Source organism: Cellulomonas wangsupingiae (genome assembly GCF_024508275.1).
GTDB lineage: Bacteria > Actinomycetota > Actinomycetes > Actinomycetales > Cellulomonadaceae > Cellulomonas > Cellulomonas wangsupingiae.
Window position 1 is genome coordinate 2,054,196 of record NZ_CP101989.1, and the last position, 15,650, is coordinate 2,069,845.

Annotated in this window: 14 protein-coding genes; all 14 read left to right on the forward strand. The window is 72.1% G+C overall.

The window, feature by feature from the left end:
- The first annotated feature begins 107 nt into the window (after positions 1 to 107).
- The 14 genes from NP075_RS09515 (at position 108) to aroB (ending at position 15,506) form a co-directional block, all read left to right on the forward strand.
- Positions 108 to 1,604, forward strand: coding sequence for a type IV pilus twitching motility protein PilT (locus NP075_RS09515; protein WP_284439922.1), 1,497 nt, complete (start codon positions 108 to 110; stop codon positions 1,602 to 1,604).
- Positions 1,604 to 2,830, forward strand: coding sequence for a type II secretion system F family protein (locus tag NP075_RS09520; protein WP_227562960.1), 1,227 nt, complete (start codon positions 1,604 to 1,606; stop codon positions 2,828 to 2,830). The genes NP075_RS09515 and NP075_RS09520 overlap by 1 nt, the downstream gene beginning before the upstream one ends.
- A 131-nt stretch (positions 2,831 to 2,961) precedes the next feature.
- The gene (locus tag NP075_RS19085; RefSeq protein WP_308054122.1) at positions 2,962 to 3,387 is read left to right on the forward strand and encodes a prepilin-type N-terminal cleavage/methylation domain-containing protein; all 426 of its coding nucleotides are present in this window, start codon (positions 2,962 to 2,964) and stop codon (positions 3,385 to 3,387) included.
- 119 nt (positions 3,388 to 3,506) lie between these two features.
- The gene (locus tag NP075_RS09530; protein ID WP_227562961.1) at positions 3,507 to 4,844 is read left to right on the forward strand and encodes a type IV pilus modification PilV family protein; all 1,338 of its coding nucleotides are present in this window, start codon (positions 3,507 to 3,509) and stop codon (positions 4,842 to 4,844) included.
- Positions 4,841 to 5,527, forward strand: a complete 687-nt coding sequence (locus NP075_RS09535) for a PilW family protein (protein WP_227562962.1) — start codon at positions 4,841 to 4,843, stop codon at positions 5,525 to 5,527. The genes NP075_RS09530 and NP075_RS09535 overlap by 4 nt, the downstream gene beginning before the upstream one ends.
- A complete protein-coding gene (locus tag NP075_RS09540; RefSeq protein WP_227562963.1) occupies positions 5,527 to 7,299 on the forward strand; it encodes a hypothetical protein in 1,773 nt (590 codons plus the stop codon). Before NP075_RS09535 ends, NP075_RS09540 begins: the two co-directional genes overlap by 1 nt.
- A 5-nt stretch (positions 7,300 to 7,304) precedes the next feature.
- Positions 7,305 to 8,102, forward strand: coding sequence for a prepilin peptidase (locus tag NP075_RS09545; protein WP_227562964.1), 798 nt, complete (start codon positions 7,305 to 7,307; stop codon positions 8,100 to 8,102).
- A 91-nt stretch (positions 8,103 to 8,193) separates the two neighbouring features.
- On the forward strand, positions 8,194 to 9,237 hold the full coding sequence (gene pilM / locus NP075_RS09550) for a type IV pilus assembly protein PilM (RefSeq protein ID WP_227563218.1): 1,044 nt from the start codon (positions 8,194 to 8,196) through the stop codon (positions 9,235 to 9,237).
- A complete protein-coding gene (locus tag NP075_RS09555; RefSeq protein WP_227562965.1) occupies positions 9,234 to 9,944 on the forward strand; it encodes a fimbrial assembly protein in 711 nt (236 codons plus the stop codon). The genes pilM and NP075_RS09555 overlap by 4 nt, the downstream gene beginning before the upstream one ends.
- A 1-nt stretch (position 9,945) precedes the next feature.
- Positions 9,946 to 10,743 carry a hypothetical protein gene (locus tag NP075_RS09560; protein WP_227562966.1) on the forward strand — a complete coding sequence of 266 codons (798 nt, stop codon included), beginning with the start codon at positions 9,946 to 9,948 and terminating at the stop codon, positions 10,741 to 10,743.
- A gap of 106 nt (positions 10,744 to 10,849) precedes the next feature.
- The gene (gene aroC, locus NP075_RS09565; protein ID WP_227562967.1) at positions 10,850 to 12,067 is read left to right on the forward strand and encodes a chorismate synthase; all 1,218 of its coding nucleotides are present in this window, start codon (positions 10,850 to 10,852) and stop codon (positions 12,065 to 12,067) included.
- Positions 12,068 to 12,194: 127 nt separating this feature from the next.
- Entirely contained in the window at positions 12,195 to 13,748 is a 1,554-nt protein-coding gene (locus tag NP075_RS09570; RefSeq protein ID WP_227562968.1) for a peroxidase family protein, read from the forward strand.
- Between the two features lie 76 nt (positions 13,749 to 13,824).
- Positions 13,825 to 14,388, forward strand: a complete 564-nt coding sequence (locus NP075_RS09575) for a shikimate kinase (protein ID WP_227562969.1) — start codon at positions 13,825 to 13,827, stop codon at positions 14,386 to 14,388.
- Positions 14,385 to 15,506, forward strand: a complete 1,122-nt coding sequence (aroB, locus tag NP075_RS09580) for a 3-dehydroquinate synthase (RefSeq protein ID WP_227562970.1) — start codon at positions 14,385 to 14,387, stop codon at positions 15,504 to 15,506. Before NP075_RS09575 ends, aroB begins: the two co-directional genes overlap by 4 nt.
- Positions 15,507 to 15,650: the final 144 nt, after the last annotated feature.

Sequence of the window (15,650 nt, forward strand, 5' to 3'; positions counted from 1 at the left end):
CCGTGCGGAGGCCCGAGCGCTCAAGTCACGTCGCGCGGGGGCCGATGGGGTAGGCGGGCCCGCATCGTGCGCGGGCGCCGTGCGCGGACCGGTTGGAGGCCGACGACGTGAGTGAGACCTACAGGGCAGCGTCCGGGGAACCGACGCGGCCGCTGCCGCCGTACCGTCCGGCCGGGCCGCAGGCCGCCCCGGCCGACACGTTCGGGGGCGGGTCCTACCAGCCCGTCCCGTCCCAGAGCAGGCTGCCGGGCCACGCGTACCCCGCCGGCGGCGTGCAGGGCGACACGCGGGTGCCGGCCGGCACCGTGCCGCCCCCGGCGCACGCGGGAGGGCCGTACCCGGCTCCGCACGTGCCGGCTCCGGCGTCTCCCGCGGCGCGGCAGCCCGCCGCCGTGCCGTCGCGCGCCGGCGCCGCGTCCGGGCTGGCCCGCGGGGGAGCGGCGTCCGTGCGGGAGGACAGCGACGTCGTGATCGAGGACGTGCTGCGGGAGATGCACCGGCTGGGGGCGTCGGACGTGCACCTCACGGCCGGGACGGCTCCGATGGTGCGCATCAACGGCACGCTGCGTCCCCTCGACCAGTTCGGCGTGATGATGCCCGAGCCGCTGCGCCGCAGCCTGTTCGCGATCCTCACGCAGAAGCAGCGCGAGAAGTTCGAGTCGACGCTCGAGCTCGACCTGTCCTACGCGGTGCGCAGCCTGGCGCGATTCCGCGTGAACCTGTACCAGCAGCGCGAGTCTGTGGGCGCCGCCTTCCGCGTGATCCCCTACGAGATCAAGCCGCTGGAGGAGCTCGGGGTGCCGGCGTCGGTCGGGTCCTTCGCGGGCCTGCCACGCGGGCTGGTCCTGGTGACGGGGCCGACGGGGTCGGGCAAGTCGACGACGCTCGCGTCGATCATCGACCTCGCCAACCGCACGCGCGAGGACCACATCATGACGGTCGAGGACCCCATCGAGTTCCTCCACCGGCACAAGAAGTGCATCGTCAACCAGCGTGAGGTCGGCGCGGACACGCACTCGTTCGCCAACGCGCTCAAGCACGTGCTGCGCCAGGACCCCGACATCATCCTCGTCGGCGAGATGCGTGACCTCGAGACGATCTCCGTGGCCCTGACCGCCGCCGAGACCGGTCACCTCGTCTTCGCGACCCTGCACACGCAGGACGCGGCCCAGACGATCGACCGCATCATCGACGTGTTCCCCTCGGGGCAGCAGGCCCAGATCCGCACGCAGCTCGCCGCGGCGATCCAGGGGGTCGTCTGCCAGACGCTCGCCAAGAAGGCGAACGGCACGGGCCGGGTCGCGGCGACCGAGGTGATGATCGCGACCCCGGCGATCCGCAACCTCGTGCGCGAGGGCAAGACCCACCAGATCTACTCCGCCATGCAGGCGGGCGCCGACCAGGGCATGCACACCATGGACCAGCACCTGGCCGAGCTCGTCAAGCGCGGCAAGATCACGTACGAGGTCGGGCTGGAGAAGGCGCACCACGTCGAGGACTTCAACAAGCTCGTCGGCCGGACCGCGAAGGTGAACCAGGGCGCGTCGGCCCTGCAGTCCAGCGCGTTCGGCAACCCGTCCGGTGCGAGCCTGGGAGGCTACTGATGGCTGTCATGCGCACGTACGAGTACGAGCTGTCCGACCGGACCGGGAAGGTCGTCAAGGGTCGGATCGACGCGCAGAACGAGGAGGCCGTCGCCAACCGGCTGCGGTCGATGGGCATGGCGCCGATCGCGATCCACGAGATCTCGACCAGCGGGCTGCAGACGGAGATCTCGATCCCGGGCTTCGGCGACCGGGTCAAGCTGAAGGACCTCGCGGTCATGGCCCGCCAGCTCGCGACCATGATCAGCGCCGGCCTGTCGCTCCTGCGCGCCCTGTCGATCCTGGCGGACCAGACCGACAGCAAGCCGCTGGCCAAGGCGCTCGGCACCGTGCGCTCGGACGTCGAGACCGGCGGCGCGCTGTCGGAGTCGATGACGAAGCACCGCGAGGTGTTCCCGCCGCTGATGATCCACATGATCCGGGCGGGCGAGATCGGGGGGTTCCTCGAGGAGTCGCTCACCTCCGTGGCGGAGAACTACGAGTCCGAGGTGAAGCTCCGCGCCCAGATCAAGTCGGCGATGACGTACCCCGTGATGGTGTTCGCGATGGCGATCCTGGCGGTCGTGGGCATGCTCCTGTTCATCGTCCCGGTGTTCGACAAGATGTTCGCCGACCTGGGCGGTGAGCTGCCCGCGCCCACGCAGTTCCTCGTCTTCCTTTCCGGGGTCATGAAGTGGCTGGCGCCGGCGATGCTGGTGATGGGCATCGGGTTCTCGGTGTGGTGGCGCAAGCACAAGAACGACGACGCGATCCGCTCGCGCGTCCAGCCGGTCACGCTGCGGTTCCCGGTCTTCGGGCCGCTGTTCACGAAGGTCGCGATCGCCCGGTTCACCCGCAACTTCGGCACGATGCTGGGTGCGGGCGTGCCGATCCTGCAGGCGCTCGACATCGTGGGGGAGACGTCCGGCAACTGGACGATCGAGGTCGCCGTGCGCGACATCCAGCAGGGCGTGCGGCAGGGGCAGCCGCTGTCCGCCCCGCTCGCCAAGCACGCCGTGTTCCCGCCCATGGTCGTGCAGATGATCACGACGGGTGAGGACTCCGGGTCGCTCGAGCAGATGCTCACCAAGATCGCGATCTTCTACGACGAGGAGGTCGCGGCCACCACGGAGCAGCTCACGTCGCTCATCGAGCCGCTCATGATCGCGTTCCTCGGCGTGATCATCGGCGGCATGATCGTCGCCCTCTACATGCCGATCTTCAGCATCTTCGAGCTGGTGCAGTGACGGCCGTCCGGGTGAACCTGGCGTACGCGCTCAAGGCGCCTGCGACCAGGGTCGATGTCCTCGGTGCAGCACCGAACCGCCGGGTCTCGCACCCGGCAATGGACACCGACACCGAAAGCAGGGACCAGCACATGATGGCTCGCGTCCGTACCACCATGCAGAAGCGCGCCGAGGGTGAGAAGGGCTTCACGCTCATCGAGCTCCTCGTCGTCATCATCATCATCGGCATCCTCGCCGCGATCGCCATCCCGGCGTTCCTCAACCAGCGCACCCGCGGCTGGGAGGCGCAGGCCGAGAGCGACCTGAAGAACGCCGCGATCGCGGCCGAGACGTTCGCCGTGGGCAACAACGGCTCGTACGTCGGCCTGACCGACGACAAGCTGAAGGAGAACGGCTACAACGCCACGGACCGCGTGACGGTCAAGGTCGGCACCGTGTCGGCCACCGAGTTCGCGATGACCGCGACGCACGCGGACCTCACCACGAAGAGCTGGACCTACACCTCGAAGGACGGCGTCATCAAGGACTCGGGCGCGCCGGCGGTTCCGTCTCCCTGATCACCCTGATCGGCTGACCGGTGTGGGGCGTCGCGGCAACGCGGCGCCCCACACCGCAGGCGTATCCGCGGGGCGCGCCGACCGGCGACACCCGTACCGACACGAGCGGAGGAGTGACCGTGCGCACCTGGTGGCGCCGCATGCGGCACGTCCGCGACGACGACGCGGGCATGGGCCTGCCGGAGCTCCTCGTCGCGATGTTCATCTTCGCGCTCGTGAGCACCGGCCTGGCGTACTCCCTCATCAGCACCCTCAGCCTGACGCGCGACGCCCGCGCCCGCGTCGTCGCCGCGAACCTCGCGGCCGAGGAGATCGACCTCGCGCGCGACGCCCCCGACCTGTTCGCGCTGCTCGACGACGAGCAGACCGAGACGCTGAACGGTGACGAGTTCACCATCACCCGCACCACGCAGTGGGTCTCCGACCCCGGCGCGGAGTTCACCTGCGGCGCCGGCAGCGGCACGGGAGCCCTGCGGTACAAGCGGGTCAACGTCACCGTCACGTGGGGCGGCATGCGCTCGACCGCCCAGCCCGTGCGCAGCGACACGATCCTGTCGCCGGACGACCACATCAACGACCCGACCAAGGGCACGATCCTCGTCTCGGTCCTCAAGGCCGACGGCACCGGCAACGCCGGGGTCGGCGTCACCGTGACGCCGACGCTGGGCGCCGCCATCAACGCGACCGACTCCCAGGGGTGCACGTACGTCCTGAAGGTGGACCCCGGGACGTACGACGTGAAGGTGACCCGCGCCGGCCATGTCAGCGACACGCAGCTGGCGGCGCCGACCCAGTCCGTGGTCGTCGCCACCGGGTCGACGGCCTCCGTCGGCTTCCAGCTCGACGAGGCGGCGACGTTCAACGCGACGATGGCACCGGGCGCTCCGAGCGGCACGCGACTGCCCACCGCGTTCAGCACGACGTTCAGCAGCACGTACGGCAACGCTGCCGTCGCGCAGCAGAACGCCGGCGGCACCACGAGCCACACGTACAGGCTGCACCCCTTCACATCGGGCTACGCGCCCTACGCCGGGACCTGCACGCAGGCGGACCCGCGGCAGTGGCCGGAGGAGACGATCGGCGCGACCACCTACGCCGCGGCCCTTCCCGACGCCGTCGCGGCGGCACCCGGCGGTGCCGTGGCGGTCGGCGTCCCGATGGGCCTCGTCCAGGTCACCGGTGGTGGTGGCAGCCACCTGCACGCCGTGTCGGAGGACGGCGACTGCACCGTGTCGTACGCCTTCGGGAACATCGTCCCGGGTCCGGCGTCCGGGCGGGTGACCGTGGCACTGCCGTACGGCTCGTGGCGGTTGCAGACGTCGACCTCGGCCACGGGGGCGAAGACGTCGCTGCCGGCCAGCCGTCTGGTCGTGCCCACGCCGGCGATGCCGGAGCGGACCACGATCGCGGCGTCGGGCGTCGTCACGTTCGACCCGCGCACGGCGGTCCTGCCGTGATCCGCCGCCTGCGCCGGCCGCTGCGGCACGACGACCGCGGCGTGACCCTGCCCGAGATGCTCGTGACGATGATGCTGCTGGCCTTCCTCACCGCACTCATCCTCGGGATGGTCACGTCCTTCTCCCGGACCTTCTCCCGGGACCGGGCCGCCGCCGACTCGACGACGGTGGCGGCGGCCGGCATGAAGGAGCTGACGCGCGTCGTGCGCGCCGGCACCGAGCTGCGCCTCGCCGGCGGCGGGTCGACGCAGTCCCCGGTGTTCGTGGAGGCCAAGGCGAACACCCTGACGATGTTCGCCTACATCGACACCGAGGCGACGGACTCGCGACCCGTCAAGGTGCGGTTCGCGATCGACGGGGCGCGACGTCTCGTCGAGACGCGCTGGGAGACGACGTCGACGGAGGACCCGTGGGCGTTCCCCGCGGTCGGGTCGCCGACGCGGACGCGGCCCATCGCGCGCCTCATCCCGGCCGGGTCCCCCCCGCTCTTCGAGTACCTCAACCAGGGCAACGTCGCGATCCCCATCCCCGCGAGCGGCTTCACGACCGAGCAGCTGCGCGAGATCGCGGGCGTGCGGGTCACGCTCACGGTGCAGGCGGACGTCACGGAGCGGGCCGATCCCGTGCAGATCAACAACGCCGTCGGCATTCCCAACCGGGGCATCTCTCGAGTGAGGCCGTGATGACACTGTCCCGACTGCTGCGGATCCGATCAGACGAGCGCGAGGACGGGATGGCGATGGTCGTCGTCCTCGGGGTCACCGTGATGCTGAGCGCGCTCATCGTCGCCGGCATCGCCACCAGCACCGGAGCGGCGCGCCAGGCGCAGCGCGACGAGAGCTGGAGCGCGTCGCTCGCCGCCGCGTACGCGGGGATCGAGGAGTACGAGAGCCGGCTGGCGAACGACACGGGGTACTTCGCGTACGGGAACCCGGCGGCGCCGTTCACGGTCGAGACGGGCTCGAGCGGCAAGGTGGCGCTGCCCGCCGGGGCGTCCGCGAACCCCGCGTTCGGCGTCGGGGCGTCGGGCACGTGGGCGACCGTCCCCGGCAGCGGCGGCAAGGCGGAGTTCCGGTACGAGGTCGACAACTCACGCTTCTACATCGACGGCACCCTGCGGGTCCGCGCGACCGGCCGCGCCGGCGGCGCGACCGGGGACACGCGGTCGATCGTCGCCGACATCAAGCAGAAGGGCTTCATCGACTTCCTGTACTTCACCGACTACGAGGTGCGGGACCCCGAGGCGCTGAACCCGGACGACAACACCAACTGCGCGATCCACCACTACGAGGGCCCCCGTCCGGGCTGCACCGTCATCTACTTCGGTGGCCAGGACGAGATCAACGGCCCCATGCACACCAACGACGCGTTCCAGACCAACGGCCCGGCCAAGTTCAACGGCAAGGTGACGACGGCCTACAAGGCCGCGACCGGCAAGAACTACATCAAGTCGTCCGGGACGGCGCCCACGTTCAAGATCACGACGGACCCGCAGAACATCGCCACCATCGGCATGCCCCCCACGAACTCCCAGCTGAAGAAGGAGACGCGCTCGGACCTGCCGAACGAGGTGCCCAACCCGGGGTGCCTGTACACCGGTCCGACGTCGATCACGTTCCACGCCGACGGCAAGATGACGGTCGTCTCGCCGTGGACGAAGTTCACCAACACGGCGGGCGTCGCGGACGCGCTCGGCTCGAACCCGACCCACTGCGGGGTCCCGGGCGACAGCGGGCTCGCCAAACGCAGCAGCGGCAAGTACGTCGGCACGAAGATCGATGTCCCGGCGAACCTCGTGGTCTACGTGCAGAACGTGCCGGGCTCGTCGGGCAACGTCAACCACACCGGCGGAAACAAGCCGCCGTTCCCGTCGTCGGCGTCGACGTGCGCGTCCAAGGCCAACTCGATCGGCTACCCCCAGGACAATGAGAAGGTCCCGTTCTCCAAGGCCTACGGCTGCCGCAACGGGGACCTGTTCGTGTCCGGGACCATCTCCGGCAACGCGACGCTCGCGTCGGAGAACTACATCTACGTCACCGGCGACATCAAGTACGCCGACGACGGGGAGGACATGCTCGGCCTGGTCGGCAACAACGCCGTGTGGGTCTGGAACCCGGTGAACTCCTCGAACCAGCCCCAGCTGGACAAGAACCGTCGTATCGACGCCGCCATCCTGTCGGTCGGGCACACCTTCCTCGTGCAGAACTACGACAAGGGCTCGAGCAACCGCGGCACGCTGACCGTGAACGGCGCGATCGCCCAGAAGTTCCGCGGGCCCGTCGGTACCGGCTCGGGCGCGTCCATGAGCACCGGGTTCGCCAAGGACTACAACTACGACGAGCGCTTCCGCTACATGGCGCCGCCGAAGTTCCTCTCACCCGTGACCACCACGTACGGTGTCAACGTGTGGGTCGAGGTGGAGCCGGCGTTCGAGCCCGACGGGTCGGCGAGCTGACACCGGTGACCGCGATCCTCCTGGCGCTGGCCGGCCTCACGGGCCTGGCGGTCGGCTCGTTCCTCAACGTCGTCGTGTGGCGCGTCCCGCGGGACGAGTCCGTCGTGCGCCCCCCGAGCGCCTGCCCGTCCTGCGGGCACGCGATCCGGCGCCGCGACAACGTGCCGATCGTGTCGTGGGTGGCGTTGCGGGCGCGGTGCCGGGACTGCGGTGCCCGCATCTCCGCGAGGTACCCGCTGGTCGAGGGCGCCACCGCCGTGCTGTTCGTGCTGGCGACGTGGTGGGCCCTGGAGCGCCCCGACGGTCTGTGGCTGCTGCCGGTCCTGTGGTACCTCGTGGCCGTCGGCGTTGCGCTGGCGCTGATCGACGTGGACACCCACCGCCTGCCCGACCGGATCGTGCTGCCGTCCTACGTGGTCGTCGCGGTGCTCCTGGTCGTCGCCAGCGCCGGCACCGGGCAGTGGGACGCGATGCTGCGCGCGGCGATCGGCATGGCGGCGCTGTGGCTCTTCTACTTCACGCTCGTGATGGTCTACCCCCGGGGCATGGGCTTCGGGGACGTGAAGCTCTCCGGCGTGCTCGGCATGGTCCTGGCCTGGTTCGGGTGGGGGTCGCTCGTGGTGGGCGCCTTCGCGGCGTTCGCGTGCGGCGGCCTCTACGGGCTCGTGCTGATCGCGCTGCGGCGCGCGGGGCGCACGTCCCAGGTCCCGTTCGGGCCGTGGATGCTGCTGGGCGCGGCGATCGGGATCGTGGCCGGACCGCAGATCTGGACCGCGTACCTCGGCGCGGCGCTCGGTACCTGACCGGCGCGAGCGCTCAAGGCGGGCCCCCTGGCGGCCGATAGACCGAAGAGTCGTCGGACGCGCGAAGGGATGCCACGTGGCCAGGAAGCGTGTGATCGGTCTGGACATCGGGACAACCCAGGTGCGGGCCGCTGAGGTGCAGTACGGCAGCGGTGGGCCATCGGCACACGCGCGCCCCCGACTCGTCCGGGTCGGTGTGGTGCAGCTGCCGCCCGGCGCGGTCCGCGAGGGCGAGGTCGTCGAGCGGACCACCGTCGGCAGCGCGATCAAGCGGCTGTGGGCCGAGAACAAGTTCGGCAGCAAGGACGTCATCCTCGGTGTCGGCAACCAGCGCGTCGTCGTGCGCGAGCTGGACCTGCCGGCGATGCCCATGGCGCAGGTGCGCTCGTCGCTGCCGTTCCAGGTCCAGAACCTCATCCCGGTCGCCGTCGACGACGCGATCCTGGACTACCTGCCCGTCGAGGTGCGCTCCGGCGAGGGCGGCGAGGTGATGCACGGCCTGCTGGTCGCGGCGACGAAGGACACCGTCCTGGCGAACACCGCGGCCGTCGAGACCGCGGGCCTGCGCCCGGTCGTCGTGGACCTCAGCGCGTTCGCGCTGTCGCGTGCCATGGCGCGCGGCGAGGCCCTGAACCACACCGTGGCGATCGTCGACGTGGGTGCGCGCGTCACGACCGTGGCGGTCGTGGCACGTGGCGTCCCGCGCATGGTCCGGATGCTGCCCTCGGGCGGCCAGGACGTGACCGAGGTCGTGGCCGGGGCGCTCGGCATCCCGCTGGACCAGGCGGAGGTCGCCAAGCGGACGATCGGTGTCGGGTACTCGCAGGCCCCCGAGACGGAGCGCGCGGCCGAGCAGGTCATGACGGTCGTCTCGGCGCTGGTCGAGGCCGTGCGCAACACGATGGTGTTCTACAACAGCACCCACCCCGGTGCGACGGTCGAGCACCTCCTCCTCACCGGCGGCGGGTCGCAGCTGCCGGGCCTCGGGCAGTACCTGTCCACGGCCACGCGGCTCCCGGTGAGCCCGGGTCAGCCGTTCTCGAACCTCGACGGTGCCGCGGCCGGCTCCCGGTTCGTCGAGCAGCAGCACACCCTGGCGATCGCTCTGGGTCTGGCGATGGGAGTCGCGGCATGAGCACCCTGCTGAAGCGACCGGCCGCGGTGACGCGCGGCGGTGCACGCGGTGACAAGTCCGGGACGGTGGGGCTGCCCAAGGTCGCGCAGGTCAACCTGCTGCCCCAGCAGTACGCCGACCGGTACGCGCTGGGGGGCCTCAAGCGTCGCCTGGCGTTCGCGCTCGTGGCCGTCCTGGCGCTGGCCGGGGCGGTGTACGCCTCGACGCTCACGCAGCTGTCGGCGGCGCAGGGACGTGCGGAGAAGGCCGAGCAGGAGACCACGCGCCTGCTGCAGGCGCAGCAGCAGTACGCCGAGGTCCCCGTGGTCCTCGGCCAGCTGGCCAGGGCGCGTGACGCCCGTGAGCTGGGGATGTCCACCGAGATCCTGTGGGCGCCGTACCTCGGTGCCATCGGCACCGTCATGCCGGCCGGTGTGACGATCACGCAGGTCGTGATGGACGGGGCGACCCCGCAGCTCGCGCCCGCGCCGCCGACCCACCCGCTGCAGGAGGCGAGCGTCGCGACCCTCCGGTTCGAGGCGCGGTCCACGGTGATGGTCGACACGGCCGCCTGGATCGACGCGCTCAACGGCGTGCCGGGGTTCCAGGAGGCCTGGGTCGCCGTCGCGGACGTGGACGAGCGCGCCGGCGAGACCATCTACAAGTACACGAGCAGCGTCCGGGTGAGTCCGCTCGCCTACGCGTCGCGCTTCGTCGAGGAGGGCTGACATGACGAGCAAGACCTCGACCTGGGTGGGCGGGACCGCCGTCCTGGCCATGCTGATCCTCGTCGCGACGTGGTTCGTCGGGGTGTCCCCGACGATCGCCGCGACGTCCACGGCGCACGCCGCCGCCGACGCGTCCGAGACCCGGAACGTCCAGCTGCAGGCGGACCTCGACCGGCTCGCGCAGCAGTTCGCCGAGCTGGACGCCTCCAAGGCGGAGCTCGCAGCGATCGAGCGGCAGATCCCGACGGCCCCGCAGCTCGCCGAGTACGTCCGCACCGTGCAGACCATCGCCGACGAGGTCGGCGTCACCTTCATCGGCTACAACGCCGGTGAGCCGGAGCTCGTCGTCCCGGTCGAGGCCGAGGTGCCCGCCGAGCCCGCGACGACCGACGACGCCGAGGCCACGGCCGACCCCGAGGCGGAGGTCGACGCGTCGGCGGAGGTCGCCGACACGGCGACGGCGGTGACGCCGGCCGGGTTCGTGCCGATCGAGGGCTTCGTGGGGATGGCGGCGACGTTGAAGGTCATCGGCGCGCCCGACAAGGTGTCGGCGTTCGTCGAGCGCGTCCAGGCGACCGAGCGGCTCTTCCTCGTCACCGGGTACACCGGCGAGGGCCTGGACCCCGGCGAGCCCGAGCAGGGCCGGCCGCAGATCAACGAGGGCGACATGGAGATGGCCGTCGTCGGGTACCTCTACGGCCTGGCACAGTCCGTCCCCGCGGGGTCGGTCCCGACCGAGGAGCCGACCCTGGCACCGCTGCCCGGTGGGGCGGCCCCTCGTATGGGGTCCAGCCGCTGACACAGCGCGTTCGCGCCGCCGCCCGCCTCGCGCGGTCGGCGGCGCGGGTGCGCCCGCGCGCGGACCCGATCCGGCCGTGCGGCCACGACGTGGGAGGATCCCCCTCATGCTCAGATGGTTGACGTCCGGCGAGTCGCACGGTCCCGCGCTCGTCGGCATCCTCGACGGTCTGCCCGCCGGCGTGCGGGTGCAGACCTCCGACGTCCGGGACGCGCTCGCGCGCCGTCGACTCGGTCACGGCCGCGGTGCCCGCATGAAGTTCGAGCAGGACGAGGTCCGCCTGCTCAGCGGTGTGCGCCACGGCCTGACGCAGGGCGGTCCGCTCGCGATCGAGGTCGGCAACACCGAGTGGCCCAAGTGGGCCGACGTCATGTCCGCGGACCCGGTGGCGCCCGAGGCACTGACGGTCGACGCCGGCACCGGGGACGTCAAGGAGATCGCGCGCAACCGGCCGCTGACCCGGCCCCGCCCGGGTCACGCCGACCTCGTCGGCATGCGCAAGTACGGCTTCGACGACGCGCGGCCCGTGCTGGAGCGGGCGTCGGCGCGCGAGACGGCGACGCGCGTCGCGCTCGGCACCGTCGCGGCGGCGTTCCTCGAGCAGGTCGCGGGTGTGCGGCTCGTCTCGCACGTCGTCGCGATCGGGCCGGTCGCGGTGCCGGACGACGCGCCGACCCCGACGCCCGACGACGTCGCCGCCCTGGACGCCGACCCCGTGCGCTGCTTCGACCCCGCCACGAGCGCGGCGATGGTCGCCGAGATCGACCAGTGCCACAAGGACGGCGACACCCTCGGTGGTGTCGTCGAGGTCCTCGTGCACGGTCTGCCGTCGGGCATCGGCACCTACGTGCAGGCGGACGGCCGCCTCGACGCGCGGCTCGCGGGCGCCCTCATGGGGATCCAGGCGATCAAGGGGGTCGAGGTCGGCGACGGGTTCCGGACCGCCGCCCGCCGCGGGTCGCAGGCGCACGACGAGATCGAGCGCGACGCGTCGGGTCGCATCGTGCGGCGCACCAACCGCGCCGGCGGCATCGAGGGCGGCATGTCGAACGGCGAGGTCGTGCGCGTGCGCGCCGCGATGAAGCCGATCTCGACGGTCCCGCGGGCGCTCGCCACGGTCGACACGGCCACGGGGGAGCCGGTCACGGCGCACCACCAGCGCTCGGACGTGTGCGCCGTGCCGCCGGCAGCCGTCGTCGCCGAGGCGATGGTCGCGCTCGTCGTCGCGCAGACGCTCCTGGAGAAGACCGGCGGCGACAGCGTCGCCGAGGTCCGGCGCAACCTCGAGGCCTACCTCGCGTCCGTCCCCGAGCTGCTGGCCTGACAGCCCGACGTACCGACCACGGGCGGTCCGGGGCATCCGGGCCGCCCGTCGGCGTATCTGACCGCCGACGCGTGTGCTCCTCCCGTGTGACGCCGCTGCGCCCGCAGCGGCCGCTCGAGGGGGGACCATGACCATCACCGCACCGCAGAGCACGGGGAGCCACGCCCCGCGCACCGCCGAGGAGCTCACCGCTGCCGGCACCTCCGCGCACGGACTGGGACGCGGGCAGCGACCCGCGCGCGGCCACGGCCACGAGGCGCGCGGCCTGCAGTACCTCCCGCTGTCGGCGCTGCACGAGGGACGGTTCGGACGCCTGTTCCGGCTGCCGCCCTACGTGCCGTCCGACACCGAGATCGCGCGCGTCGCGGCCCTCATGACCGAGGGCAGCACCGGCGGCGACCGCACGCTCGACAACCCCTCCATCCCGGCCGGGTACACCTACCTCGGCCAGTTCATCGACCACGACCTCACGTTCGACCCCGCCTCGAGCCTCGAGCGCCAGAACGACCCGGACGCCCTGACGAGCTTCCGCAGCCCGCGCTTCGACCTCGACTCCGTCTACGGCCGCGGCCCCGCCGACGACCCGTTCCTCTACGACCGTGCGAGCCAGGTCGACGGCGCCGCGAAGCTCCTGATCGGGTCGAACGGACGCGACGACGACCTGCCGCGCAACAGCCAGGGCGTCGCGCTGCTCGGCGACCCGCGCAACGACGAGAACACGTTCGTCGGGCAGCTGCACCTGACGATGCTGAAGTTCCACAACGCCGTCATGGACCGGGTCCTGGGCGACCCGCACCTGACTCGTGGCAGCGAGACCCCGTTCGAGACCGCCCAGCGGATCGTGCGCTGGCACTACCAGTGGGTCGTCGTGCACGACTTCCTGCGCCGCACGATCGGCGACGCCGCGCTCGCGGAGCTGCTCGTCACGTCGCCCGACGGTCGGCCCGAGCCGCAGCTGCGCCACTTCACCTGGCACCGGGCGCCGTACATCCCCGTGGAGTTCTCCGTCGCGGCGTACCGGTTCGGGCACTCCCAGGTGCGCGGGCGCTACCGGCTCAACACCGTGGTCGGCGCGCCCGACCCGGCGGACCCGCAGGCGCGCCCGGGGCTGCCCACGTTCACGCCGGACCCCGTCGACAAGGAGCCGCTCGGCCACTTCGGGGGCTTCCGTCCGCTGCCGCAGCTCTGGACGATCGAGTGGGCGCGCTTCTTCGAGCTCGACGGCGCCGGCTCCGACGGGCTGCAGCACAGCCGGAAGATCGACACGCACCTGGCCAACCCGCTCGCGACGCTGCCGCCCGAGATCGGCGGCGCCATGCCGTCCCTCATCGCGCGCAACCTGACCCGCGGAGCACGCCTGCTCCTGCCGTCGGGCCAGGCCATGGCGGCCCGCACGGGCGTCGAACGGCTCTCCGAGCAGGAGATCGGCCTGGACGGTGCGCCCGCGCCCCTGTGGTACTACGTGCTGCGGGAGGCCGAGGTGCAGGCCGACGGCGAGCACCTGGGGCAGCTCGGCGGCCGGGTCGTCGGGGAGGTCTTCCTCGGGCTGCTGCAGGCCGACCAGTCGTCGTACCTGCGCAACGAGCCGACGTGGCGTCCGTTCCTGGGCGCCGGTGACGACTTCGCCATGCCCGACCTGCTGCGCGTCGCAGGCCACGGGCTGGGACCCACCCCGGGGTGACCCGTCGCGTCCCGTGCCGTCCGCCCGTCCCGTGGACGGCACGGGACGCCTCCCACGGCGGGGCTAGGCTGCGGCCGTGCCCCGTGCAACCCCCGGTCCCGGACCTCGTGTCGTTCTCGTCGGCCCGCCCGGCGCGGGCAAGTCCACCGTCGCCGCGGCGCTCGCGCAGCGCTGGCAGCTGGAGTCCCGCGACACCGACACCGACGTGGAGACCACCGCCGGCAAGTCCGTCGCCGACGTCTTCGTCGAGGACGGCGAGCCGCACTTCCGGGCGCTCGAGCGCACCGCCGTCGCGACCGCGCTCGGCGAGCACGAGGGCGTCCTGGCCCTCGGCGGGGGAGCCGTGCTCGACCCCGGGACGCGCGCCCTGCTGCGGGCCTACCGCGACGGCGGCGGCGTGGTCGTCTTCCTCGACGTCAGCCTGGCGCACGCCGCCGGACGTGTCGGGCTCAACCAGTCGCGGCCGCTGCTGGTCGGCAGCCCGCGCGCGCAGTGGCAGTCGCTCATGGACGCCCGGCGTCCGGTCTACGAGGAGGTCGCGACGGTGCGGGTGTCGACGGACGGGCTGCGCCCCGCCGAGGTCGCCGAGGTCATCGAGACGACGCTGCGCGCGCAGCGCCTCGCGGAGCCGGGCGCATGAGCGGCGACGCCGTCGTCACCGTCGCGGGGGAGCAGCCGTACGACGTGGTCATCGGGCGTCACCTGCTCGGCCACCTGCCGGCGATGCTCGGCGACACCGTGCGCCGGGTGCTCGTCGTTCACCCGGCCGCCCTGGCCACGTCCGCCGAGACGGTCCGCGAGGATCTCGCGTCGCACGGCTACCAGGTCTACCTCGCCCAGGTGCCGGACGCCGAGGAGCAGAAGACGGCCCAGGTCGCCGCCTTCTGCTGGGGCGTGCTCGGGCAGGCGGACTTCACGCGCTCCGACGCGGTCGTCGGGCTCGGCGGGGGAGCGACCACCGACCTCGCGGGGTTCGTCGCGGCGACGTGGCTGCGCGGTGTGCGCGTCGTCCAGGTGCCCACCACCGTGCTCGGCATGGTCGACGCCGCCGTCGGCGGCAAGACCGGCATCAACACCGCCGAGGGCAAGAACCTCGTCGGCGCGTTCCACCCGCCCGCGGGCGTGCTGTGCGACCTCGCGTCGGTGGAGTCCATGGCCCCCTACGACTTCGTCGCCGGGCTCGCGGAGATCGTCAAGTGCGGCTTCATCGACGACCCCCGGATCCTCGAGCTCGTCGAGGAGGACACCGCGCTGCTGCAGGACCCCGTGGCCGCCGCGAGCTCACCCGTGCTCGCCGAGCTCGTCGAGCGGGCCGTGCGGACCAAGGCGCGCGTCGTCGGGGAGGACCTGCGGGAGGCCGGTCTGCGCGAGATCCTCAACTACGGCCACACGTTCGGCCACGCGGTCGAGCAGGTCGAGCGGTATCGCTGGCGCCACGGCGCCGCGGTGTCGGTCGGGATGGTGTTCGTCGCCGAGCTCGCCCGGCTGGCCGGACGGCTCGACGACGACGTCGTCGAGCGGCACCGCACGGTCCTGAGCGCCCTCGGGCTCCCGACGACGTACCGGGGGGACCGCTGGGACCAGCTGCTCACGGCGATGCGCCGCGACAAGAAGACGCGCGGCGACCTGCTGCGCTTCGTCGTCCTCGACGGTCTGGCGCGCCCGTCACGCCTCGAGGGCCCCGACCCGACCCTCCTGGCAGCGGCCTACGCCGAGATCTCGACGACCCCGGACCCGTCCAGCAGCATCCTCCTCTGACGCCGAGCGAGAAGGATCCGGGCATCAGGTGCCCGGATCTCTCGCTCTGACCGTGCGGCAGCGAGCCGTCCACAGGTGAGCTGCGGGGCAGGCCGGCCCACAGATGCGGGGCGGACGGGGTCCGGCTCTGCGCTCTGGCCCAGG

What these genes read in the sequence shown, in the direction of transcription:
- NP075_RS09520 (WP_227562960.1), top strand. Translation starts at nt 1,604, where the DNA reads ATGGCTGTCATGCGCACGTACGAGTACGAGCTGTCCGACCGGACCGGG.
- NP075_RS19085 (WP_308054122.1), top strand. Translation starts at nt 2,962, where the DNA reads ATGATGGCTCGCGTCCGTACCACCATGCAGAAGCGCGCCGAGGGTGAG.
- NP075_RS09540 (WP_227562963.1), top strand. Translation starts at nt 5,527, where the DNA reads ATGACACTGTCCCGACTGCTGCGGATCCGATCAGACGAGCGCGAGGAC.
- NP075_RS09555 (WP_227562965.1), top strand. Translation starts at nt 9,234, where the DNA reads ATGAGCACCCTGCTGAAGCGACCGGCCGCGGTGACGCGCGGCGGTGCA.
- NP075_RS09560 (WP_227562966.1), top strand. Translation starts at nt 9,946, where the DNA reads ATGACGAGCAAGACCTCGACCTGGGTGGGCGGGACCGCCGTCCTGGCC.
- aroC (WP_227562967.1), top strand. Translation starts at nt 10,850, where the DNA reads ATGCTCAGATGGTTGACGTCCGGCGAGTCGCACGGTCCCGCGCTCGTC.
- NP075_RS09570 (WP_227562968.1), top strand. Translation starts at nt 12,195, where the DNA reads ATGACCATCACCGCACCGCAGAGCACGGGGAGCCACGCCCCGCGCACC.
- aroB (WP_227562970.1), top strand. Translation starts at nt 14,385, where the DNA reads ATGAGCGGCGACGCCGTCGTCACCGTCGCGGGGGAGCAGCCGTACGAC.